Origin of the sequence: Rothia nasimurium (assembly GCF_928382285.1) — a bacterium.
Taxonomy (GTDB): Bacteria; Actinomycetota; Actinomycetes; order Actinomycetales; family Micrococcaceae; genus Rothia; species Rothia nasimurium_E.
In genome coordinates, this window is the sequence record NZ_CAKMSS010000013.1 from 1 (window position 1) to 21,045 (window position 21,045).

General features: G+C 59.3%; 20 protein-coding genes, 1 tRNA gene and 1 pseudogene. 10 read left to right on the plus strand and 12 right to left on the minus strand.

What is annotated here, in order from left to right; all coding sequences use genetic code 11:
* The first annotated feature begins 278 nt into the window (after window positions 1-278).
* On the plus strand, window positions 279-1,517 hold the full coding sequence (locus L6758_RS10555) for a hypothetical protein (RefSeq protein WP_237206047.1): 1,239 nt from the start codon (window positions 279-281) through the stop codon (window positions 1,515-1,517).
* An 824-nt stretch (window positions 1,518-2,341) separates the two neighbouring features.
* Window positions 2,342-3,079: an ATP-binding cassette domain-containing protein gene (locus tag L6758_RS10560; protein WP_237218650.1), complete on the plus strand. Its 738-nt coding sequence runs from the start codon at window positions 2,342-2,344 to the stop codon at window positions 3,077-3,079.
* Here L6758_RS10560 and L6758_RS10565 read toward each other — a convergent pair.
* Window positions 3,076-3,699 (minus strand): LysE/ArgO family amino acid transporter, encoded by a 624-nt coding sequence (locus tag L6758_RS10565; RefSeq protein ID WP_237206049.1) that lies wholly within the window; start codon window positions 3,697-3,699, stop codon window positions 3,076-3,078. The two genes, L6758_RS10560 and L6758_RS10565, sit on opposite strands and share 4 nt — an antisense overlap.
* A gap of 70 nt (window positions 3,700-3,769) precedes the next feature.
* Between L6758_RS10565 and L6758_RS10570 the strand changes: the two genes are divergently transcribed.
* The 3 genes from L6758_RS10570 to L6758_RS10580 all read left to right on the plus strand — a co-directional run bounded on the left by L6758_RS10570 (window position 3,770) and on the right by L6758_RS10580 (window position 6,393).
* Complete coding sequence (locus L6758_RS10570) at window positions 3,770-4,684, plus strand: LysR family transcriptional regulator ArgP (RefSeq protein ID WP_237206050.1); 915 nt, start codon at window positions 3,770-3,772, stop codon at window positions 4,682-4,684.
* A 125-nt stretch (window positions 4,685-4,809) separates the two neighbouring features.
* Window positions 4,810-5,349 carry a YceI family protein gene (locus tag L6758_RS10575; RefSeq protein WP_237206051.1) on the plus strand — a complete coding sequence of 180 codons (540 nt, stop codon included), beginning with the start codon at window positions 4,810-4,812 and terminating at the stop codon, window positions 5,347-5,349.
* Window positions 5,350-5,730: 381 nt separating this feature from the next.
* A complete protein-coding gene (locus L6758_RS10580) occupies window positions 5,731-6,393 on the plus strand; it encodes an arsenite efflux pump (RefSeq protein ID WP_237206052.1) in 663 nt (220 codons plus the stop codon).
* A 35-nt stretch (window positions 6,394-6,428) separates the two neighbouring features.
* Here the strand turns inward: L6758_RS10580 and L6758_RS10585 are convergent, their stop codons facing one another.
* Both L6758_RS10585 and L6758_RS10590 read right to left on the minus strand, forming a co-directional pair.
* Window positions 6,429-6,614 carry a long-chain fatty acid--CoA ligase gene (locus L6758_RS10585; protein WP_237197780.1) on the minus strand — a complete coding sequence of 62 codons (186 nt, stop codon included), beginning with the start codon at window positions 6,612-6,614 and terminating at the stop codon, window positions 6,429-6,431.
* An 8-nt stretch (window positions 6,615-6,622) separates the two neighbouring features.
* Complete coding sequence (locus tag L6758_RS10590; RefSeq protein WP_237197782.1) at window positions 6,623-6,898, minus strand: cell division protein CrgA; 276 nt, start codon at window positions 6,896-6,898, stop codon at window positions 6,623-6,625.
* 133 nt (window positions 6,899-7,031) lie between these two features.
* On the opposite strand from L6758_RS10590, the gene L6758_RS10595 reads away from it, so the two are divergent.
* From L6758_RS10595 to L6758_RS10605, 3 genes are all read left to right on the plus strand, one after another.
* Window positions 7,032-7,856, plus strand: coding sequence for a class E sortase (locus tag L6758_RS10595; protein ID WP_237206053.1), 825 nt, complete (start codon window positions 7,032-7,034; stop codon window positions 7,854-7,856).
* Between the two features lie 33 nt (window positions 7,857-7,889).
* Entirely contained in the window at window positions 7,890-8,051 is a 162-nt protein-coding gene (locus L6758_RS10600; RefSeq protein WP_185173726.1) for a hypothetical protein, read from the plus strand.
* Window positions 8,052-8,115: 64 nt separating this feature from the next.
* On the plus strand, window positions 8,116-8,757 hold the full coding sequence (locus L6758_RS10605) for an aminodeoxychorismate/anthranilate synthase component II (protein WP_237206054.1): 642 nt from the start codon (window positions 8,116-8,118) through the stop codon (window positions 8,755-8,757).
* Between the two features lie 85 nt (window positions 8,758-8,842).
* Here L6758_RS10605 and pknB read toward each other — a convergent pair whose 3' ends face one another.
* From pknB to L6758_RS10645, 7 genes and pseudogenes are all read right to left on the minus strand, one after another.
* Window positions 8,843-10,807 carry a Stk1 family PASTA domain-containing Ser/Thr kinase gene (pknB, locus tag L6758_RS10610; RefSeq protein WP_237206055.1) on the minus strand — a complete coding sequence of 655 codons (1,965 nt, stop codon included), beginning with the start codon at window positions 10,805-10,807 and terminating at the stop codon, window positions 8,843-8,845.
* Window positions 10,808-10,833: 26 nt separating this feature from the next.
* Window positions 10,834-12,567: a protein kinase domain-containing protein gene (locus tag L6758_RS10615; RefSeq protein WP_237206056.1), complete on the minus strand. Its 1,734-nt coding sequence runs from the start codon at window positions 12,565-12,567 to the stop codon at window positions 10,834-10,836.
* Complete coding sequence (locus L6758_RS10620) at window positions 12,564-14,006, minus strand: peptidoglycan D,D-transpeptidase FtsI family protein (RefSeq protein ID WP_237206057.1); 1,443 nt, start codon at window positions 14,004-14,006, stop codon at window positions 12,564-12,566. Before L6758_RS10620 ends, L6758_RS10615 begins: the two co-directional genes overlap by 4 nt.
* Entirely contained in the window at window positions 13,999-15,450 is a 1,452-nt protein-coding gene (locus L6758_RS10625) for an FtsW/RodA/SpoVE family cell cycle protein (protein ID WP_237206058.1), read from the minus strand. Before L6758_RS10625 ends, L6758_RS10620 begins: the two co-directional genes overlap by 8 nt.
* Window positions 15,450-17,188: pseudogene (locus tag L6758_RS11150) on the minus strand (PP2C family protein-serine/threonine phosphatase). The gene L6758_RS10625 and the pseudogene L6758_RS11150 overlap by 1 nt, the downstream one beginning before the upstream one ends.
* A gap of 3 nt (window positions 17,189-17,191) precedes the next feature.
* Complete coding sequence (locus L6758_RS10640) at window positions 17,192-17,695, minus strand: FHA domain-containing protein FhaB/FipA (RefSeq protein WP_237206060.1); 504 nt, start codon at window positions 17,693-17,695, stop codon at window positions 17,192-17,194.
* A gap of 3 nt (window positions 17,696-17,698) precedes the next feature.
* Entirely contained in the window at window positions 17,699-18,526 is an 828-nt protein-coding gene (locus L6758_RS10645; RefSeq protein WP_237206061.1) for an FhaA domain-containing protein, read from the minus strand.
* A 317-nt stretch (window positions 18,527-18,843) separates the two neighbouring features.
* On the opposite strand from L6758_RS10645, the gene L6758_RS10650 reads away from it, so the two are divergent.
* Window positions 18,844-18,927, plus strand: a tRNA-Leu gene (locus tag L6758_RS10650).
* A 284-nt stretch (window positions 18,928-19,211) separates the two neighbouring features.
* On the opposite strand, the gene L6758_RS10655 is transcribed toward L6758_RS10650, so the two are convergent.
* Window positions 19,212-19,367: a hypothetical protein gene (locus tag L6758_RS10655; protein WP_237206062.1), complete on the minus strand. Its 156-nt coding sequence runs from the start codon at window positions 19,365-19,367 to the stop codon at window positions 19,212-19,214.
* A gap of 77 nt (window positions 19,368-19,444) precedes the next feature.
* On the opposite strand from L6758_RS10655, the gene L6758_RS10660 reads away from it, so the two are divergent.
* Window positions 19,445-20,203 carry a TMEM198/TM7SF3 family protein gene (locus L6758_RS10660; RefSeq protein WP_237206063.1) on the plus strand — a complete coding sequence of 253 codons (759 nt, stop codon included), beginning with the start codon at window positions 19,445-19,447 and terminating at the stop codon, window positions 20,201-20,203.
* Here the strand turns inward: L6758_RS10660 and L6758_RS10665 are convergent.
* A partial coding sequence (locus L6758_RS10665) for an IS256 family transposase (RefSeq protein WP_237206064.1) occupies window positions 20,200-21,045 on the minus strand: 846 nt, incomplete at its 5' end. The genes L6758_RS10660 and L6758_RS10665 overlap by 4 nt on opposite strands.

The window sequence follows — 21,045 nt, forward strand, 5'->3', positions numbered from 1 at the left end:
GGTTGATAGGCCAGGTATGGACGCGGGGAATGCCCGTGGAGTTGACTGGTACTAATAGTCCGAAGGCTTACACTTTTATAACTGAGTTTTTGTTTGCGTCCACTGTATGGTTTTGAGATAACAACCCAAGGGTTGAATCAGCGAGGGGTTCTAGAGCTAACGCTCTAGAACCCCCCGCTTTTTTTGTGCCCAAAAACTACTCTTTACAAAAATAGAACAAATATTTTATATACTGTGCGGTTAAAAATACCCCTCAGCTCAGCCCGTAGAATCAGAGTATGACACTCACCGAGCAAGAAGCACACACCTGGTTCAGAGCCGCCGGGGCTCCGCTGGTTATCCCTGCGCGAGAGCGTGCACGATGGACTCTCGCCCGTTCTGCCCCGCTTTCTGCCTGGCTTATAGTTTCTTCCTTCACCTATCTTGCTTTGCTGTGGGGCCTAGCCCAGCTTGATGTTGAGGCGCAGGACGGAGGTGTGCCGGTAGACGTGCCAGACAGCGTCCTGACGCCCATCTTCATTGCCCTAGCCCTCGTGCCACCCCTTCTGCTTCTGGTTGTACCCTGGGCCGTATCGCGTGTACTAGCGCCCCTGCCCTTCTGGCGCCAAACCCTGATTGGTGCGCTGCTTCTGCCTCTAGCGGCTTTCTCCATGCTGCCGCAGACTGCCCGCTGGATGGGGCTGGCAGATGTTGCTGACGCCTTTGCTGCCGGTGATGTGCTCTGGATCTTGGGAGCTACGCTCCTAGCTGTTTACCTGGGCTTGGATTCCCTGTGCTACTGGGCGCTTCGGCAGGTTGTGAAGGAGCTAGCTGCCCTTTCAAGCATGGTGGTCAAGGTGCTGCCGGTGCTCATGATTGCCGTGCTCTTCTTTTTTGTGAACGGCGATATCTGGCGAGTGGCGGCGGCTTTGAGTATGCAGCGTACTCTGCAGGTTGTGGCTATCCTGACGGTGCTGAGCTTTCTGGTTGTTTCGTCGACAGTAACTGAGAAGACCCGCCGGCTGCTGGGTGCCCGTAAAGGGGATAAGGTGGAGGAGTTTACGGACGCCGAGTACGCGGGTGCTGTTCTGCAGGCTGGGGACAGGTGGCGTCAGGAGCTTGAAAATTTGCCCGCTGCGGGCTTGGGCCGCCCGGCTGATTTTAGGTGGGGCGAGTGGAATAACCTGGTGCTTCTTCCGATTGTGGTGCAGATGATTCAGGCTGTACTTTTTGCCGGGGTCGTTTTTCTGTTTTTTGTTTGGTTTGGCACGATCGCTATCCCCGATGCCACTATTACGAGCTGGCTGGGTTTTGAGGCCTCTAAGGTGACCCTGTTGGGTGTGCAGTTTCCGTTTACGGACGTTCTGGTGAAGGTGTCGATGGTGCTGGGGGCTTTTGCTGCCCTTAACTTTGCTGCGCAGACTAGCACGGATTCCCGCTACGCGGAGGAGTTCTTGGAGCCTGCCATTGGCCAGGTGCGGCGCACGGTCATGGTGCGAAATATCTACCGGGCTCGTCACGGCAGTAGAAGGTGTTGACCTTTTCTCTGGAGGTTTGTCAGAATGGACTCTACGAGGAGGCTTGTCGATTAGCTTTCTCCTAGATACAGAAAGTCAACGATGACCGTATAATTTTTTGCCTTCAGGCTCGACGCCATCCTACCAACTCGCTTGTAGAGATAAGCGGGAGGGTAAGTGTGCCATGGCGCAGGCCTTTCTAAAGAGACACAGCATGATTCTTTAAAGCCGCCATATGCGGCGGCTTGTTGTCTTGAAGGTAAAAATGAAAACTTTAATTTCTCTTTCGCGTTTTTCCGTTGTTACTTTTTCTCGGTTTTATACTGTAAACCCTTTGCATGCCTGGATAGTAATAATCTCTTTAGTGCTATCTCCAGCACTAGGGGTAGTAGTTTCTGCCATGCCCGGAGTGGCCCTTATCTGGGTTCTCGATGGTTTTGAACCTGTCTCTTTGGTTTTGCTCATTGTGGGCTACAGCTTGCTCTGGCTTTTATCCCGCGGGCTTACCTACCTGGTTTATCCTCTCTACGGAGCTCTCGAGCAGGCTGCTCAAACTGAGATAGCTCTGGAGGCATTGAATCATACCTATTGTTCTTCACGTCCGGCTCGTGCACGGCAGGATGATGGAGAACTGGCCTACGCTATTGACGGTCATATGAGTGCATTCCGTGAGGTATTAGGAACCCTTCTTCTCGCTTTTCTGCCAGCTGTGAGCGTCCTTGCTAGGGGTGCAGTCCTACCGAGCTACGCGCAACCTATATTTGGGGCAGACCCTGTTCCTAGCCTTACTCCTAGCCGTTCTTATGGGTGTCTACGCAGCTCTTAATAAAGGCCAGGAAATGGACATGGTGATTTCCGGTCTTGTAGCTCTCATTGGAGTGGCTCTTTACTCTATTCAAACTGTGCAGGATATAGGGTTCGGCCTATCTTCGCTGGGTGTGGCTATGGCTAAGCAGGAAGAGGCCTCACGAGCGGTGCAAGGGAAGGGGGTGCAATTAGGGCAAGAAGCTATCGAGATAGGTCAGCTTCGTCAGTTGATAGCAACTCGTAGGCGGGGAATTATCTGGCTATGTGGAGAAAGCGGGTCCGGCAAGACCAGTTTGCTTGAAGCCCTGCTGGGGTTCCGCGCAGTTGCTGATGCTGAAGTAGTGCCACTGGATACCTTTTCGACTGTGCGGTATTTGCCCCAGAGTACTAATCTGATTTTTGATACTGCCTATCAGGTGATTCAGGCAGATCGTGCCCTACCTGGTGAAGATATAGACCGTATGCTCAGAGAGTTAGGACTCCCAGACTTCACCCGGGCTGGCAGGAGATCTAGTGATGCTGTAGCTGGAGAGGGAAACGCCCTGTCTGGCGGAGAAGCAAGGCGGGTGGCGCTCGTCCGTACCCTGCTTGGGCCCCAAGATTCTCTTGTCGTGCTCGATGAGCCGACCACGGGTATCGGTTCTGGACACCGTGCTGCTGTCTGGCAGCAAATACGGCAGATAGCTGAATATAATCTGGTTGTCGTGGTCACCCACGACGCTGATGCCCCTACCGAGTTCTCAGATACCTACCTGCAGGTCGGGCAGGTGCCTTAGTGCCCGAACATGACCTTGTAGGCCAGGAAGAACATGAGGGCGGCGATGCCGGCGTCCAGTACGCGCCAGGCGCGGGGGCTGGCAAAAACAGGACGCAGGAAGCGGCTGCACGAGGCCAGGAGGGTAAACCAGATAGCGCTACCGGTGACCGTACCCGCGTAGAAAAGCCAGCGGTAGTCGCCCTGCTGCGCCGCAATGCCACCAATGAGAACAAAGGTATCGAGGTAGGTGTGGGGGTTGAGGTAGGTCATGGCAGCAGCAATGAGCAGGGCCTTGCCCAGGGTTTGCGGCCCGGAGTCTTCGCTGGTGACCGTCATGGCGGACGGCCGCAGGGCACGTTTCGCGGCCATGGCACCGTAGATGACGAGGAAGGCCCCGCCGCCCCAGCGCAGAATCTCCAGTACCCAGGCGGCTGAGTCCACCAGGGACCCGATCCCCAGCACTCCCAAGCCGATGAGCAGGGCATCAGAAAGAATGCAGAAGATGGCAATGGGCCAGATAAACTTGCCGATGATGCCCTGCTTGAGCACATAGGCGTTCTGGGCACCGATAGCCACAATGAGCGAGAGCGAGGTGCCGATGCCAAAGAGGACGTGGGGGAGGATTTCTGCGATAGTCACGAGAATCTATCGTAGGTGACCAGCATTCATAAAGCTATCTAATGAAACTTCAATAGCATAAGATGTTCTTATGATGCGCTTTACGACCGACCAGCTCCAAACCTTCGTTACCGTCATTGAATACGGTACCTTCGACGCGGCCGCCGATATTTTGGGCGTCAGCGCCTCTGCCATCTCACAACGCGTCAAGGCAATGGAACAGCTGGCCGGGCGGGTGCTCCTTAAACGCACTAACCCGGTGGCTCCCACCGAGTCGGGGCAAAGCGTCCTGCGTATTGCCCGGCAAAGCGAATTCCTGCACGCAGAAATGGAGCGTGAACTCGGCGGTAGCGAAGAGGGGCAGAGCGTAGCTGTGGCCGTCAACGCCGACTCTCTGGCCACCTGGTTTCTCTCGGCCGTTGCAGAGCTGGCAGCCCGCGACCGCATCTTCTGTGACGTGCGCCGAGAAGCCGAGTACCACTCGTCCGCCCTGCTGCGGTCGGGCGAGGTGATGGCTGCCCTGACATCGCGCCCCGAACCTATCGCCGGTTGCTCCGTTGAGAAGCTGGGCGATATTCGCTACCGCGTGGTTGCCTCCCGCAACTACCTGGTGCGCTACTTTCCCGCCTACCCGCAGGTCACCGCCGAGCAGTTGGCACTTGCGCCGGTAGTGGAGTTTGACCGCAAGGACTTTGGGCTCGCGTCCGCCCGGGGTCTGCTGCTCGACCGCTTCGCGGTGGAACCTGACTCCTGGCAGAGCTCACCCACCCTCTACCTGCCCAGCTCACCCGACTATGCGCGGGCCGTCCTGGGTGGTATCGCCTGGGGTATTCTGCCCGAGGTGCAGGCCCTTGACGCCCTTGCCTCTGGTGACCTGGTAGAGCTCGCCCCCCAGCCGGTTGACGTGCCGCTCTACTGGCAGCACTGGAACATCAGTTCCCCCGTGCTCGCCCGGCTGAGCGAACGGGTGTACGCTGCAGCCGCGGGCGAAGGGGTGCTGAGATAAGGCTTAGGGGTAGAGAGTAAAAAATTTCTTTGTAAAATTTTTTGCCGCACGGCTTGCGCGGGTAAAACTTTACTTGTAAAGTAATTACTGTTGAAAACAAACCGTACCGCTTGAAAGGCACAATCATGGCAGAACTCACCGCAGGCACCTGGAACTACGACTCAGCACACTCAGAGGTGGGCTTCACCGTGCGCCACGCAGGCATCACCAAGGTGCGCGGCACCTTTGAACAGGTCGACGCCCAGCTCGTCATCGCTGACAACATCGCAGAATCTTCCATCAAGGCAACCGCACAGATCGCATCTGTTAACACCAACAATGCTGATCGCGATGGCCACCTGCGCAGCGCAGACTTCTTCGATGCAGACGCTTACGCCACCATGGCCTTCGAGTCAACCTCCTTTGAGCTCGACGGCGAAGACCTGACCATCGCAGGTAACCTCACCATCAAGGGTGAAACCCGCCCCGTCACCTTCACCGGCGAATTCACCGGTGCAGTCGTCGACGCCTTCGGTGTTACCCGCGCCGGTGCATCTGTTTCAGCAACCATCTCCCGCAAGGACTTCGGCATCACCTGGAACGCCGCAGTTGAAGCCGGTGGTGTGCTGGTCTCAGATAAGGTCGTCATCAACCTCGATGTAGCCTTCACCGCTCCCGAAGCATAATTAGACTCCCAGCGTGAGAACGCTGACGAGATAAAGCACACCGCTTGAGGCATATACCCAAGCCAAGGTGCAAAATCAGCTGGACTCGAGCTGATAGGTGTTGTGTAGCCCTGCCCTTCCCTGCCTTACAGTAGGGGAGGGTAGGTTGCTTTAAGGGAAAGGGCGCTCCTAGCCACTTTCCTTTCGATTCCGCTCCGCGGCCTTTTGGAACCCGGGGCGCTCACCGGTTTTACTAAAACCCTGCTGGCTCTCAACTTTCTTCTAGCACCCCTGGTGGTGGCGCTACTTCTGCTGGGGCTTCACCGGTTTGTGCCTCAGGTGCCTGATCTTCTGGTGTTTACCGCAGCACTTGTGCTCCTGGCACCCTGTGTAGATTATGTAATGACCTTTACCGGTCTTGCGGGAGGCGCCCATGTGCGCCTCCTGTCGTGCACCCCGCTCCTGCTCCTGGCGCAGATGTGCCTTATTCCTCTGTGGCTTCTGCTCTTCCGTTCCGCCGGTATCTGGAGGGGGGATTTTCTAGCTGACGGCACCCTCTGGCAGGCCCTGCCGCAGCTGGTAGCCGCCCTGGCGGTGGTGGTAGTCCCCCTGCTGGGCGCGGCCCTTATTCAGGGAGTAGGTGGGCACCTGCAGAGATATTCTGAAGATGCAGCAAGTGTTTTAATGGTGCCGCTGATGGTGCTGGTGCTTGCCCTCACTCCGGCCGCTCATGCTGTTCACGTCACCCAGCTCGCCTCGTATCTTATGCCCCTGGCATGCTTATATGCCCTATACGCTATATATATGGGGTTGCTTTCTAGCTCCCTCCTGCGACGCTGGGGCAGGGTCCTGCCCGCACCCGAGCGGGTCGCCCTCACCTTTTCAGCCGTCACACGGAATGCCCTCGTGATACTGCCCCTGGTCCTCGGCCTATCGACCGCCCTAGCCGACGAACCGGCGTCCGCCCTCATGCCCCTGGCGGTACTCACCCAAACCCTGGTAGAGCTCCTAGCCCTTACCGTGCTGGTTGCCCTCTACCGCACACAAAAATCCCCGCTACCGTAGGCCGGTAACGGGGATAGAGGAAGGGGAGCGGACGCCTAGCCCGCCACCGCCTGCCACACAAAATAAATAGCCACAGCAGCAACCACACCAAACAGTGCCCACCTGCGTAGCTTGGTCTCAAACCGGGCGGCACGAATATCGGCGCGCTGATCCAGCGTCTCGTTCGGATCAACCGGTGCTAGGTTCGAGGGGTTGGTTGTCTCAGGTTTCTTCTCAGACACAGCGGCACCTAGCGCCAGCGGGTGGTCATAATCAGACCCACCATCATGAAGCCAATGCCGATACCGATATTCCAGTTACCGATACCCGGAATCGGGTACACCGACTGGGAAATGTAGAAGGTAATAATCCACAGCACGCCAATCACGATCATGGCGAACATAATCACGCGATACCAGAGGGGGGTCGGCGACGGGAAATCATCGTCGCTGTACATTGACTCAGCAACGCGGCGTAGCTCCGCCTCTTCAAAATCCTCGTCACGAATAGACTTCGACTCAGCCACTTTTCCTCCAGTAGGGGAGCACGCTCCCGGGCAGATTATAAAAATTACGGTTTAGACACGATTTTAACCGTAGCACCTGAAAAAGTTCTAACATTAAACAGTCCCCAGTAACTGTCCCACGCCGAGGTGAGATGTGACCACAGCAGCCCCTACCGCTAGCCGCCGCGCGCGTCCCCCTGCTAGCCGCACCCCCCTGCAATGGGTTATTCAAATCGTCGGCGAACTTCTAATTACGGCGGGTCTTATCCTGCTCCTGTTCGTTGCCTGGCAGCTCTGGTGGACCAACATCGATGCCAACCGCACCCAGCAGCAAGCCGTCGACAGTCTCATCCAAGAATTCAACAGCAGTAGCGGTAACGGGGGGTCTAACCCCGCTGCCGCCGGTCAGGGGGCGGACGCTGAAGGAACGGCGTCCGAAAACGTCGTACCCGACTATGACCCCGCTGATCCGCCGGTAGTCTCCCCGCCTGCCTACGGGCAGGCCTACGGCGTGGTCTATATTCCCCGCCTGGGTCAAAACTACGCCCGGCCCCTCGCCGAAGGCGTAGGCACCGACGTACTCGACACCCTGGGCCTGGGGCGCTACCCCAGCAGTCAGATGCCCGGCGAATACGGCAACTTCGCCCTGGCAGGTCACCGCCAAACCAATGGTGCGGTTCTCGATAATATTGACCTGCTCCAAAGCGGCGACAACATCTACGTGCGTACCGCTGAGGGTTACTACACCTACCGGGTCTACGAGCACAAGATTGTGCTCCCCAACCAGATAGAGGTAATCGCCCCTAACCCCGATAACCCCGAAGCGCCGGCGGCTGATGCTGACCGCCGCCTACTCACCCTGACCAGCTGCCATCCCCGCTACGGCGATACCGAACGCTACATTGTTCACGCCGAATTTGTCAGCTGGCAGCCGGCTGAAGCCGGTGCCCCCGAAGAAATCGCCGCCATCGCCGGCTAAAGCCAACCACCGCCGTCCACCCCAAGGAACCCCATGTACGCCTGGATTTTCCGTCACCTACCCGGCCCCCTGTGGCTTCGTATCATCATCGCTATTGCCCTCATAGCTGCCGCCGTCTATCTGCTCATGGAATACGTCTTCCCCCACTTCGCCGAATACAGCCCCTTCAACACCGACGTGACCATAGAGCAATAAGCACCGGACGCCCGCCCCGCCCCGTGCGATAGAATCAAGACACCATCACGAAAGGGCAGGTGCCATGACCAAAATCCTCGTTATCGATAACTACGACAGCTTCGTCTTTACCCTAGTCGGTTACATTCAGCAGCTCGGCGCTGAAACCACCGTTATCCGTAACGACGAACTGACTCTTGACGAGACCATCGCCCTCGCCCAGGAGCACGACGGCGTGCTCGTCTCGCCCGGCCCCGGCAACCCTGCCGAGGCGGGCGTCATCATCGACGTGATCAAGTGGGCCAAGACCGCTAACAAGCCCCTGCTCGGCGTCTGCCTGGGCCACCAGGCCCTCGCCGAAGCCTTTGGCGGGGTTGTGGGTCACGCTCCCGAGCTCATGCACGGTAAGACATCCCAGCTGGTGCACACCGGCCAGTCCGTCTTCAAGGGCCTGCCCAGCCCCTTCACCGCCACCCGCTACCATTCTCTCGCCGTTGAACCTGCCACCCTGCCTGCTGAGCTAGAGGTTACTTCCAATACCGATAACGGCATCATCATGGGTCTGCGCCACGTTACTGCCCCCCTGCACGGCGTACAGTTCCACCCCGAATCGGTACTTACTGAAGGTGGCTATCTCATGCTCGGTAACTGGCTAGAAGAAGTCGGTCTAGAAGGTGCAGCTGCCCTGGGAGCGACTCTTTCCCCTCTCATTGAACCGTCCGCCTAATACCAGCCCGGTAGCCTTAAAGCCTATTAAAAAGCCGCCCTCCCCACACATGGGGAGGGCGGCTTTCTTATAGGTTGAGCACGACCTAGTCGTTGTTGTTACCGCTTGCGCTCGCTGCTGCGCTCGGGGTTGCCTGGGCAGTGGCCGTAGCTGCAGGCTGGGTGGCCTGGGCCGTAGCCGCTGCACTCGGTGCGGTAGTAGCTGCCGCACTGGGGGCGCTGGTTGCCACAGGGGCAACCGCCACGCGAATAGTCACGGTTGAACCCTGCTCAATCAGGGTTCCGGCAGTGGCACTCTGTGAGATAACGGTGCCAGCGGGTTGGGCGGTGGTGGTGACGGTTTCGATATTGGTGCTCAGCAGGGTATCTGATGCGGTCAGTGCTGCGATAGCGGCATCGCGGCTCAGGCCAACCAGGTTGGGGACCTCGACCTTACCGTTGGAGAGGATAATATCGACGGTTGAACCGGCGTCTACCTGTTCGCCAGAGCCGGGGGTTACACCCACAACCATACCGGCAGGAACGGTGGGGCTGTTGACGGTGGTGGTACGGCCAGGAGCGAGTCCGGCGTCGGTTAGGGCTTCGCGTACGTACTGCTCGCTCTGCCCCTCGAGGTTAGCGGGAACGGTGAGCACAGCAGGGCCTGACGATACGGTCACAATGATTTCCGTACCCTCTTCAGCCTCAAGACCGGTCACAGGCGAGGTCTTGATGACTGAGCCCTTTTCTACGGTGTCAGAGTGCTCTTCTTCAAACTTGAGTGTGAAGTTCAGGTTGCGTAGCTGGGTTTCGGCTTCTTCCTTGGTCATGCCCTGAACCGCGGGAACCACGTGCACGGGAACCTCATTGAGCTTGGCCTGGTAATAGAGCACAGAGCCTACACCGAAAGCTGCCAGCAGGAGGATGAGCATAGTGGTGAGAGCCTTGCTCCAGGCGCTGCGGCGGCGCTTCTTGCGAGCCTTAGCCGGGTCCTGGCCGTAGCCGTAACCGTAGAGTTCTTCGTCGGTGTATTCAGACTGAGCATTGTCAAAGAAGCTACCAATGCCAGCTTCTTCGGTCTCACGCGAGCTGGCAGCTACAGCGCCAGCTGCAGCCCCTGCGCCGATAGAAGCTGCACTAAAGGCAGCGGTAGCTTCGGTGGGATCCTGGTCCTCACCAGAAACTATGCCGCCCTCGGCATCTTTCAGGGCGGACGCGAATTCACCGGCGCTCTGGTAACGGCTAGCAGGGTTCTTGGCTAGGCCCTTGAGCACAGCTGCGTCGAGGGCCGGGGAAACCTCTTCGGAGGCGAAAGCGCTGGGAGGCTGAGGGGTTTCGCTCAGGTGCTTACCGGCTAGCTCTACATTGGTCGGGGCGTCGAACGGTGAACGTCCTGCCAGCATCTCGTATACCACGCAGGCAGCTGAGTAAACATCGCTGCGGGCATCGACGGTCTCACCGCGAGCCTGCTCGGGTGAGATGTAGCGGGCGGTGCCCATGACGGTGTTGGCCTTGGTCAGGGCATCACCGGCTTCTTCGGCGGCACGGGCAATGCCGAAGTCCATCACCTTAATCTGACCGGGCTCACCCAGCTCACGGTCCTCTGCCGTCTGCGGCAGAATCATGACGTTAGCGGGCTTAATATCGCGGTGCACAATACCTGCGCTGTGGCTGTAGTCGAGAGCCTCGAGAATCTGCACACCGTAGGCAAGTGCCTGGGCCTGGTCGACCTCGCCGCGTGACATAGCGTCGCGCAGGGTGGTGCCCTGAACCAGCTCCATCACCATGAAGGGCACAGAAACCTCGGAGCTACCTACCTGAATATCAAAGGAGCCGGTGTCGTAGACCCCCACGATAGAGCGGTGGTTGAGTGCCGCAACGGCCTCTGCCTCGCGCTGAAAACGGGCGCGGAAGATGACGTCCTGAGCGTGCTCAGTCCGTAGAACCTTGAGGGCAACCTTACGCCCCAGGCGTGTATCAACCGCCTCGTAGACGGTCGCCATGGCGCCGGAGCCGATAACGGCTCCGACCTCGTAGCGCTGATCGATAGTTTCAGGAACCTGCTGGTCCATGTATTCACCCATCATTTCCGGTGGAGTTAGTTGCCGGTCGAATCAGCGCTCGGTGAGGCTTCTTCTGAGGCGGTATCTGACTGTGGTGCTGAAGCACTCGGTGAGGCGGAGGCCGTTGCTGACGCACTCGCTGCGGGTGCCTTGGCTACGTAGACGTCTACGCTACTACCTACCTCAACTCGGGATCCCGAGGTGGGGCTGGTTCGTAGGACGGTTCCTTCGCGGGCACTACTGCTTTCTTCAAAGTGTATCTGCACGTTCACGCCCAGGGCGGTAATCGCGTTGATGGCCTCTTCAGAGTCTGTACCCTCCAGGTTACTGGGTAGGGTCACTGATTTGGGGCCGGTGGAGTACTGCACGGTAATGGTTTCGCCCACTTCTACACTGCCGGTAGGTGAAACAGAGAGTACCGTGTCTACGGCAGATTCAGAGGTGACGCCGGTGGTTCGGGTTGAGAAGCCCAGGGCGGTGAGTTCGTTGACGACCTCATCGAGGGGGCGGCCCTCGTAGCTTGCCGAGTCAATTTCAATGCGGGTGGGGGTCTCTGCTGCGCTGGCTTCTTCGGTGGTGGGTGAAGCGCTGACGGTTGAGACGGTACCCGAGGCGGTGGGGGTGCCGTCGCTGGGGGTACTAGAGCGGTTGCTTCCCGCTAGTACAAACCAGACAACGGCGGCGATCAAGAGCAGGGCAAGTACCAGGGAAACCCAGCCCCAGGGGCTCTTCTTCTTTGCCGGGGTTTCAGCTGCCGGGTAGGCGGAAGCGACCGGGGCGCTGGGTACGCGAGCTGTGGTGGGCTCGGGCTCGTAGCGGGCTCCCGAACCGAAGCGTGCAGCCGCGGGGGCTACAGCGGTGGGCGCCGTCATGACCTGGGTGGCCTGGGTATCTGCTCCCTGCGGCAGGAACTTGCTCAGGGGCGGTACCGCTTTGATGGCTGCCGGGATGTCGCGGCGGCGGATGGCGTCAATGGCGGACGCCAGTGCGGTGGCGGTTTCGGGGCGGTCCGCCGGGTCTTTGGAGAGCAGGCACATGATGAGCGCTGCTGCGGGGGCGGGGACGTCCTTGGGCAGGGGCGGCGGCGGATCGTTGACCTGTGCCAGGGCAATTGCGATCTGCGATTCACCGGTGAAGGGGCGCTTACCCGCTAGGCACTCGTAGCCGATGATGCCCAGGGAGTACATATCGGAGGAGGGGGTTGCCTGCTGGCCGGTTGCCTGCTCAGGTGCCAGGTACTGGGCGGTACCCATCACCTGACCGGTGGCGGTGAGGGGGACCTGGTCGGCCAGGCGGGCGATACCGAAGTCGGTGACCTTCACCCGCTCGTCCGGGGTGATAATCAGGTTGCCGGGCTTCACGTCGCGGTGCACGAGTCCCTGGGCGTGGGCGGCTGCCAGGGCGCGGGCGGTCTGCGCCATGATGTTGAGGATGCGGTCAGCAGGTAGCTGCTTGTCGCGCTCAATGATGTTAGACAGCGGCTCACCGGGTACGAGCTCCATGACCAGGTAGGCAGAGCCGTCCTCTTCGCCGTAGTCAAAGACGTTGGCGACGCCGGGGTGGTTGAGCAGGGCGGTGTGGCGGGCCTCGGCGCGGAAACGCTCCAGGAAGCCGGGGTCGCCCGTATATTCCTCTTTCAGAATCTTTACGGCGACGGTACGGCCCAAGACCTTATCGCGCGCCTTCCAGACCTCGCCCATACCGCCAATCGCGATACGCTCGGTCAGGGTGTAGCGACCACCAAGAGTCACATCTACCGAAGGCCTCACTTGTTCAACACCGCCTCAAAAAGTTGTTTACCTGCGGGAGCAGCAAGCTGCGCCCCTGTTGTGACGTCTACACCTTCATAGACTACCGCGATAGCTACCTGCGGGTCGTCAGCCGGAGCGAAACCGGTGAACCAGGAGTTGTTCAACCCCGTGTCCCCAATTTCAGCGGTACCGGTCTTACCGGCCACCTGGACCCCGCTCACTGCGGCGCCCGAGGCGATACCGTTGCTCACGCCGTTTACCATCCACTCTGTTACCTGGTTGGCGATATCGGCTGAGGTGGAGCGTCGTAGCTCCTCAGCTGAGAACTCGTACAGCGAGCTGAGGTTGTGAGACTTAACCGACCTAATCAGGTTGGGTTTCATCTGCACACCGTCGTTCGCGATAGCTGCGCTCATCATAGCAACCTGCAAAGGGGTGGTCTTCACATCGTACTGACCAATAGACGCCTGTGCTAGCTGGCTGTCTTCCATGTTGGTCGGGAAGACCGACTGTGACACGGTCAGGGGAATCTGGAGGCCTTGCCCGTAGCCAAAGTTGCTTGCGGTCTGGGCGATGGTTTCTTCGCCCAGGTCCATAGCAATTTGGGCAAAGGGGGTGTTGCAGGACTGCGCCAGGGCCCACTCGATGGTGGCGGACGTGCGGGTTGAGCACTGGCTGCCGGTGTAGTTGGGCAGGGTGACGGTGGTGTTCGGCAGGGTCAGGTTCTGCGGGTTGGGGATCACCGAGTCTGCATTGTATTTACCCGATTCGAGGGCGGCTACGGCGTCAATAATTTTGAAGGGTGAGCCGGGGGCGTAGGTGTCGCCCGCGATAGCGCGGTTGTAGAGCGGGTGGTTGGCGTCCTCATTGAGGGCCGCGTACTGGGCCAGCACCGACTCGGCGTTGTGGGACGAGAGGGTGTTGGGGTCGTAGGAGGGGGTGGACACCATAGCCAGGATTTCGCCAGTCTTGGGGTTGAGGGCCACGATAGAGCCCTTGTGGCCGTCCAGCAGGTCGTAGGCCAGCTGCTGGAGCTCGCTGTCGATGGTCAGCTCTACGCTGGCCCCCTGGGCGGTGTTGCCGGTGAACATCTGGGCCAGGCGGTCGTAGAACTGGGCGTCGGAGTTGCCCGAGAGCTGGTCGTTCATGGCAGCTTCCAGGCCGGTTGCCCCGTAGATGGACGAGAAGTAGCCGGTGAGCCCCGCGTAGAGCTCGGGCTGGGAGTAGGTGCGCTGGAAGGCGTAGCCGTCGTTCGACTCTACGGACGAGGCAATCTCCACGCCGTCCACCACGATAGAACCGCGCTGGGAGCCGTAGCTTTCGTAGAGGGTTCGGGAGTTCCAGGTGTTGGCCTGCAGATTCTTAGCGTCGAAGAATTGGATGTAGGTCAGGGTGCCCAGTAGCATCACGAAGACGCAGGCCGCGGCAATCCATGCCCGGCGGATAGCTTTATTCACTGCGAGCACCTCCTGAACGGTTGGTTTCGGTAATTCTAGAAATGACAGACGTGGCGCCCTCGGGCTCGTAGCCCTCGTAGTCGATGCTGTCTGACTCGTCGAACTCTTCCACCACGTGCGGGGCGCGGGCGGTGTGAGAAATCGCGAGCAGGATGGCTACGATGACCCAGTTTGAGAGTAGGGAGGAGCCACCGGCGGACATGAAGGGGGTGGTGAGGCCCGTCAGAGGGATTAGGCGGGTGACGCCGCCAATGACCACGAAGAGCTGAATCACGATGAGGGCTGAGAAACCGGCAGCTAGGAGCTTACCGAAGGCATCACGGGTGCCCAGGGCCGCGCGGAAACCGCGGGAGACTAGCAGCAGGAAGAGCATGAGGATAGCCCCCAAGCCCAGTAGACCCAGTTCTTCACCCAGGGCGGTGATAATCATGTCTGAGTTGGAATATGAGACCAGGTCGGGGCGGCCGTTGCCCCAGCCGCGTCCGAAGAGGCCGCCAGAGGCCAGGCCGAAGAGGCCTTGCACAATCTGGCCTGAGCCGCCCAGGGGCTGGTTGTAAATCTCGGGATCAAAGGCATGGACCCAGGAATTGATGCGGTAGTAGACGTGGGGAATATAGCTGTAGGCCAGCACGCCGCCAGCAGCCACAAAGAGCAGACCCAGGGCAACCCAGGTGAGGCTTCCTGTCGCTAGGAAGAGCATGGCCAGGAAGATGCCGAAGAAAAGGATAGCCGAGCCCAAGTCGCGCTGGAAAACCAGCACCGCCAGGGAAACGAACCAGGCGATAAACATGGGAGCTAAGTCTTTGAAGCGGGGCAGGCGTACCGGGCCTAGGCGCTTACCGGCCAGCATAATGAGGTCGCGGTGGGTTGAGAGGTAGCCTGCAAAGAAGATGGCCAGGGTAATCTTGGCAATCTCACCGGGCTGGAAGGTGCGGCCCCCGAGAGAAATCCAGATGCGGGCACCGTTAATTTCGGTACCAATAATCGGCAGCAGGGGCAGCAAGAGCAAGACAATGGAGGCAGCCAGCGAGATATAGGTGACTTTGCGTAGTACCCGGTGGTCGCGCAGGAAGAAGAGCACCACGGCTGAAGCAATCATGGCTACGCCGGTCCACATGAGCTGGGCCGCCCCCGCGTTAGCGGTGGTGGTCAGGTCGATACGGTAGATCATGGCTAGACCCAGCCCATTGAGAGCCACCGCAATCGGCAGAATAAAGGGGTCGGCGTAGCGGGCCCGCATATACATAACGGCATGCAGCACCAGGGCACCCACACCCTGAACGGTAAGAGCCTGTACCCACATGCGGTTCTCCAGGGCCGCTTCGGGGTCTACCAGGTACATGGCAGCAGGGCAGAGCAACACCGCGAGCACGGTGAGTACCAGCTCGGTCAGGCGGCGGGAGCGGGGCAGCTCAACCGCAGGTGCGGTAGATGACGTGCTCACTAGTTACCTCCCTGGGTGGTTGTGCTGGTATCGGGTGTTGGGCTGGTTTCGGACGCCGGGGTTGGCTCGCTCGATTCACTGGCAGAGGCGCTCGGGGTGGGCTCCGCTGTGGTGACGGTTCCAGGCGTGACCGTAGCCGGTAGCTGGTCGCGCAGGTTCTGCACGATCTGCTCAGCCTCGTCCTGGCTAGTGGCGGTGATAGTGCTGCGCAGAAGCGACTGGGAGAACTCCGGTAGGGAGCTGACCTCAATATCGGTCTCTTCCACCACACTGTTCAGGCTCACCGGCCCCAGGGACTGGTTAATGCCGTTGAATACCGTCACGTGGTCGTCCTTAACGCCCACGTAGTACTGGGTCTTGGTCCAGGAGAAGAAGCTCCAGGCACTGGCTGCCAGCACGGCCAGGGTTAGGGCAGTCACGAAGATGCGCATGGGCCAGCGGTGCGGCGACGGAGCTACCTCGTTGCTCAGGGCAACCCGGTATTCCTCGGGCAGCTCAGCGGGTTCCAGGGTCTGGGTGGCCTGCTGCTGCGAAAGAGTGCTGATGTTCTGGGCCGTGCGGGCTGTCACCGCCGGAATCATGCCGGTCTGGGTGGCATTGGCGGCAGCTCCCACCAGGTCGTGGGGGCGCTCTGAAAGCTCCTGGCGCAGGACGGACGCCGGGGTCGGCTCGTCCTCCCCCTCACCGCTGGTGGGGGCGCGGCGTCCACCCCGGCCTTGACGGTCATCGTGTTGAGCACGCCGTCGGTGAAGGATTCACCGCGCCACTTGCCGTGACGCAGGGCGTTGCGCATCTTGGCGTGCTGGGGCATGCGGCGGCGCCAGGGGGCGCGGTGTTCGCCGTCCTCGTCGAATATTTCCCCGGCGTCCGCCCCTTCGGCCTCACTGTCGCTAGAGGCGGGCTCAGCGGCCTCCTGCTCCACGGTGGGGTAAACCCCCACCAGCTCGCCGTCCTTGCCGTACTTGCGCACCGGGATAATCGGCTGCGGGGCGGTAATCGCCGCTGAGAGGGAGTCCTCGCTAATGACCTGAAGGGCCACTACGGTTACGTTGTCGGGGGCGCCGCGTTCTAAGGTCATGTCGGTCAGAATATCGACCACCTGCTGCAGGTCGCCGGTGGAACGCATGACCGCCTCAATCTCAGCTACCTGCACCACGGCGTCCAGGCCGTCAGAGCTCAGCACCCATTTCTCGCCCACCACGGCGTCCAGGGTGCGAAGCTCAAGCTCGGGGGAGGCATCCACATCGCCCAGCACACGCATAATCACGTTCTTGTGCGGGTGGGCCTCAGCCTCCTCGGGGCTAATACGCCCCTCTTGCAGCAGGCGCTGCACAAAGGTGTGGTCGGTGGTGACCTGCTCAAACACGCCGTCCCGCAGGCGGTAGGCGCGCGAATCACCAATATGGGCCATCTCAATGCGGTCACCATCAATCAGCAGAGCCGTGCAGGTGGTACCCATACCCGCCAAACGCGGGTTCAGCGCCACCAGCTCATTCATGATGATATTGGCATTCACGATCTCATCGGCCAGGTACACCCCGGCATTACCCTCAAAACCTGCCCGGTCAAGAGGGGTCAAATCAAGCACCGTGGTCGCCGACGCAACGTCGCCGCCCACATGCCCGCCCATACCGTCGGCAACAACCGCCAGGTAATGGCCAGCATAGCCAGAATCATCGTTTTTAGAGCGCACTCGCCCCACATCGGAGCGGGCCGCAAAACGGAAAGCGATACTCATGCACTAGGCTTTCAGCTGCATGGTGGTACGGCCAACCCTAAAGAGCTGGCCAGCCTCAATCGGAGTAGCACGGGTCAGGCGGGTATCACCCACAAAAGTACCGTTGGTTGACCCCATATCTTCAAGGAACCAGCGTGACCCCTGCGGGAAAAGACGGGCATGACGGCCCGAAGCGTAGTCGTCCTGCAAAGACACCTCAATATCGGTGGCGCGGCCAATCGTCACCGGGCTATCGCCCAGGCGCATGGTAGCCCCGGCCTGGGTGCCGTCCACAATGGTGAGCAGGGACGGACGGGCAGGCGGGGCAGCCGCCGGTGCCGGGTGGGCAGGAGTTGCCGGAGCAACCGGCGCATCAACAGCCACCTCGTCAAACTGAGCCCGCGCAGTGCGGATATTACGCCCCACACCCAGATCGCGGCGCGACGCAGCAAGAACCATAAAAATAAACAGCCACAGCAGGCCCAAGAAGGCGAAACGTAAAACCGTCACGGTAATTTCAGATGCCACAAGCTACCCCTTACGAACCATCAGACGGAAAACAATACGGGCCCGGCCCATCTCAATCACAGAGCCGTTGCGCAGCTCAGCGCGGCCGTGCAGGCGCTTACCGTCGAGGTAAGAACCGTTGGTGGACCCCAGATCAACCGCAAGGTAGGTACCATCCTGCTCCACAATATCGAGGTGGCGGCGGGAGACACCCGTATCTTCAACGGTGATATCTGCATTCGACCCGCGCCCCAGGGTAACCGGCAGATCGCGCACGACTACGCGCTCGCCGTTGATGTCGAGCACCACCTGGGGGGTGGGGGCGGGGCGGTGAGACTGCGGCAGCTGGTGGGCGGGCACCGGCTCGGTGCGCGGGGGCGCTGCCGGGCGGGTGATGCGCGTGGGGAGCTGCTGCTGGGCGGACGCCGGGCGGGCGGGTGCTGCCTGAGGGGCAGGGGCCGGGGCGGCCTCGTCCTGCGGGGCCTGCATCTTCTTTACCGCGCTGGTGACGTCGAAGCTGCCCGGTTCAAGCTCGTTGTTGAGCGAGAAGGTCACGCGCACAGCCCCGCGCAGGGAGTAGCCCTGGTCGCGGGCGTGGCGGATGACCACGTCGCAGAGCTCTTCAGCCAGGGGCACACCCCACTGCTGGGCTCGGGAAAAGTCACTGGCAGAAAATTCGGCGGTGAAGTTATTGGGGGCGATGGTACGCCCGGACGAGACGGAGAAAGCCTTATTGTCCATCTCGGTGCGGAGCCGGTTGGCAATATCTACGGGCTCAAAAGTGCCGCCCTTGCTGAAGGTGCCACGCACGGCCTTTTCTAGGCCCTGTTCAAGTCTGTCGATGAACCCCATGCTTGCCTCCTTCAACACAAAACTACGGGCGCACCGCGCCGTGTTCTGCGGGTGCTCGAGCTGATTCGCTGCGCAGGGTGTGCGCACAGCCTAAGCTTCTAGTCTAGTGGATAACCGTAAAAACTCCCCGGGAAAACCTGGTAAAGCCCTGCTATCTCACGGGTTTGAGGGTGGGGAGCGGACGCCCGCGCGCCGGTTTTGGGTGCCTTATAGGCTTGTGTGTGGTTGAGGACACTTAAGAGCGGTTGGACATCTTCTTGGAGGTGTGTGTATAGTTATCTTCGTTGCTCATTCAGCAACGATAAAAAATGAATAATGCGCAAGTGGCGGAATTGGCAGACGCGCTGGCTTCAGGTGCCAGTGATCGCAAGATCGTGGGGGTTCAAGTCCCCCCTTGCGCACAACGACGAAAAACCCGTTTCCTCTAGTGAGAGCTAGAGGGGGCGGGTTTTTTCGTGCCTGAAAACAGCCCCGCCACGTAAATGCCACGTAAAGGTGTAGGCCGTCGCATGTATATGTATATCTAGTCTAGGGGTATCAAAATCACGTAAGGGAGCAGAGGTTCAATGTATTTGAGTTAATTAATTGCTAGCCTCTTCGGAGGGGAAAGTGAGCCCGTGCGGTAGGCGCGAGTGTGGCTACAACGGGATCTGGGTTTGCTGCTGGCGCTGCTAGCGGTGCCGCTTTAGGGGCCGTGCTGGGATCGGTCCTTCCTGGTGTAGGCACCGCTATTGGCGGTGTGGTCGGTGGTATTGCCGGTGGCGTTATTGGTGGCTGGGCTGGGGAGGAAGCCGCCAAAACAATCGGTCTTGATGATTTTGTTGCTGACAGATTTGGGCAAGCTTTTAACCTATTCAAAGGATAAATACAATAATGACAACCTATGACCTACCCACAGTGCTATTGGGACTAGGAGTTATGACCCTAATCGGCCTTGGCGGCTGGGCTCTCCTCGGCGCAGGCAAAAACCGCACCTACGCCCTCACCAAAGACCCCTTCTGGATGGACCTCTACCTATTCATTCTTGGTGCCAGCGGGATTTTTTTCTTATGTATGCTCATAGGCGGAGCTCTCGATTATATTGAAGTGCTTGCACCGTATTCATGGATTTTTACCTGCATGGGGGCGCTCTCTATTGCATGGCTTGTGTTGACCTGGGGCGCAGCCTCCTTCACCCCTGCCCCCTTCATCGGCCCCCGCCCCCGCTGGTGGAAAGAAACCCACCACACCCTCTACGCCTGGACCCGCCACACACAACACCACCACATCCACGCCACCCGCCTCTACCGCATCCCCACCCCCACAGCACCACCCACAGAACCCATCACCAACATCCGCAAAACCAACCAACCCTACGCTACCGAACTCTCAGCCTTCACCAACACCCACACTAGCTTCAAGCTCTACCACCACTTCGTCCCTTCCAACCCCACTCACCGCTATACCCTCAGAGGAACCATCACCGGCCCCTTCACCTTCACTGGTCAAGTGCCCACCCAGTATCTATCAGCACAAGATCTTTACTACCGCAAGTCCATGTACTTTGAACAAGAGCCAAATCTTGAACCAACCCGTACACGCACCGTTGAGATGTTTGTGGATAAGAACCTTTTAAGTTTTGTGCAGGTGCCGGGTGGGGACTGTCAGATTAACGGTGTAAACCCACAACAAATCTAGCGACCAGCCACCTGCGGCAACCGATCACCAAAAACAATAGCAAAAGCATTCAACGCCGGCTTCCACCGAGTCATCCACCGCCGAGCACCAGCACCTGAAGGATCCAAAGACCGAACCGTCAAATACATAAACTTCAAAGCCGACTCCTCAGACACAAAATGCCCACGCGACCTGGCAGAACGCCGCAACCTAGCATTCAAAGACTCAATCGCATTCGTCGAATACAACACCCGACGAACCTCCATCTCATACGACAAAAAAGGAATAAATTCCTCCCAGCGACGCCACCACAAAGCACTAATAGCCGGGTACTTCTCATCCCACTTCTGCCCAAAGGCCTCCAAAGCCGCCTGCGCAGCCTGCTCGGTCACCGCCTGATAGACCGGCTTCAAATCCCGGGAAATCACCTCCCAGTGCTGCCTGGGGGCGTAATGCATGGAATTGCGGATCATGTGAATGACGCAGTTTTGCACAATCGTGCGTTCATAGACCGCATTCACGGCCTCAGGCAGGCCGGTGAGCCCATCACAGACCAGGTAGAAGATATCAGCGGTGCCACGGTTCTTCAGCTCGGTCAGGATCTGTAGCCAGAATTTGGCTGATTCGCCTGCCCCTTCAGGGCCTGCCCAGATTCCTAACACATCCCTAGCGCCTTCGACGTTGACTCCCATAGCCACGTAGAAGGGGCGGTTGCTTACCTGCCCTTCGCGGACTTTCAGGTAGATTGCATCGATAAACACAGCCAGGTAGACCGTTTCTAGGGGCCTGGCGGCCCATTCATTCATCTGGTCAAGGACCGTTGCGGTGATACGGCTGATGGTGTCTTTACTGATGCTGGCCCC

Coding starts and splice junctions, on each gene's coding strand:
- L6758_RS10555 (WP_237206047.1), top strand. CDS start 279: ATGACACTCACCGAGCAAGAAGCACACACCTGGTTCAGAGCCGCCGGG.
- L6758_RS10560 (WP_237218650.1), top strand. CDS start 2,342: ATGGTGATTTCCGGTCTTGTAGCTCTCATTGGAGTGGCTCTTTACTCT.
- L6758_RS10570 (WP_237206050.1), top strand. CDS start 3,770: ATGATGCGCTTTACGACCGACCAGCTCCAAACCTTCGTTACCGTCATT.
- L6758_RS10575 (WP_237206051.1), top strand. CDS start 4,810: ATGGCAGAACTCACCGCAGGCACCTGGAACTACGACTCAGCACACTCA.
- L6758_RS10580 (WP_237206052.1), top strand. CDS start 5,731: ATGACCTTTACCGGTCTTGCGGGAGGCGCCCATGTGCGCCTCCTGTCG.
- L6758_RS10600 (WP_185173726.1), top strand. CDS start 7,890: ATGTACGCCTGGATTTTCCGTCACCTACCCGGCCCCCTGTGGCTTCGT.
- L6758_RS10605 (WP_237206054.1), top strand. CDS start 8,116: ATGACCAAAATCCTCGTTATCGATAACTACGACAGCTTCGTCTTTACC.
- pknB (WP_237206055.1), bottom strand. CDS start 10,807: ATGGACCAGCAGGTTCCTGAAACTATCGATCAGCGCTACGAGGTCGGA.
- L6758_RS10645 (WP_237206061.1), bottom strand. CDS start 18,526: ATGGGGTTCATCGACAGACTTGAACAGGGCCTAGAAAAGGCCGTGCGT.
- L6758_RS10660 (WP_237206063.1), top strand. CDS start 19,445: ATGACCCTAATCGGCCTTGGCGGCTGGGCTCTCCTCGGCGCAGGCAAA.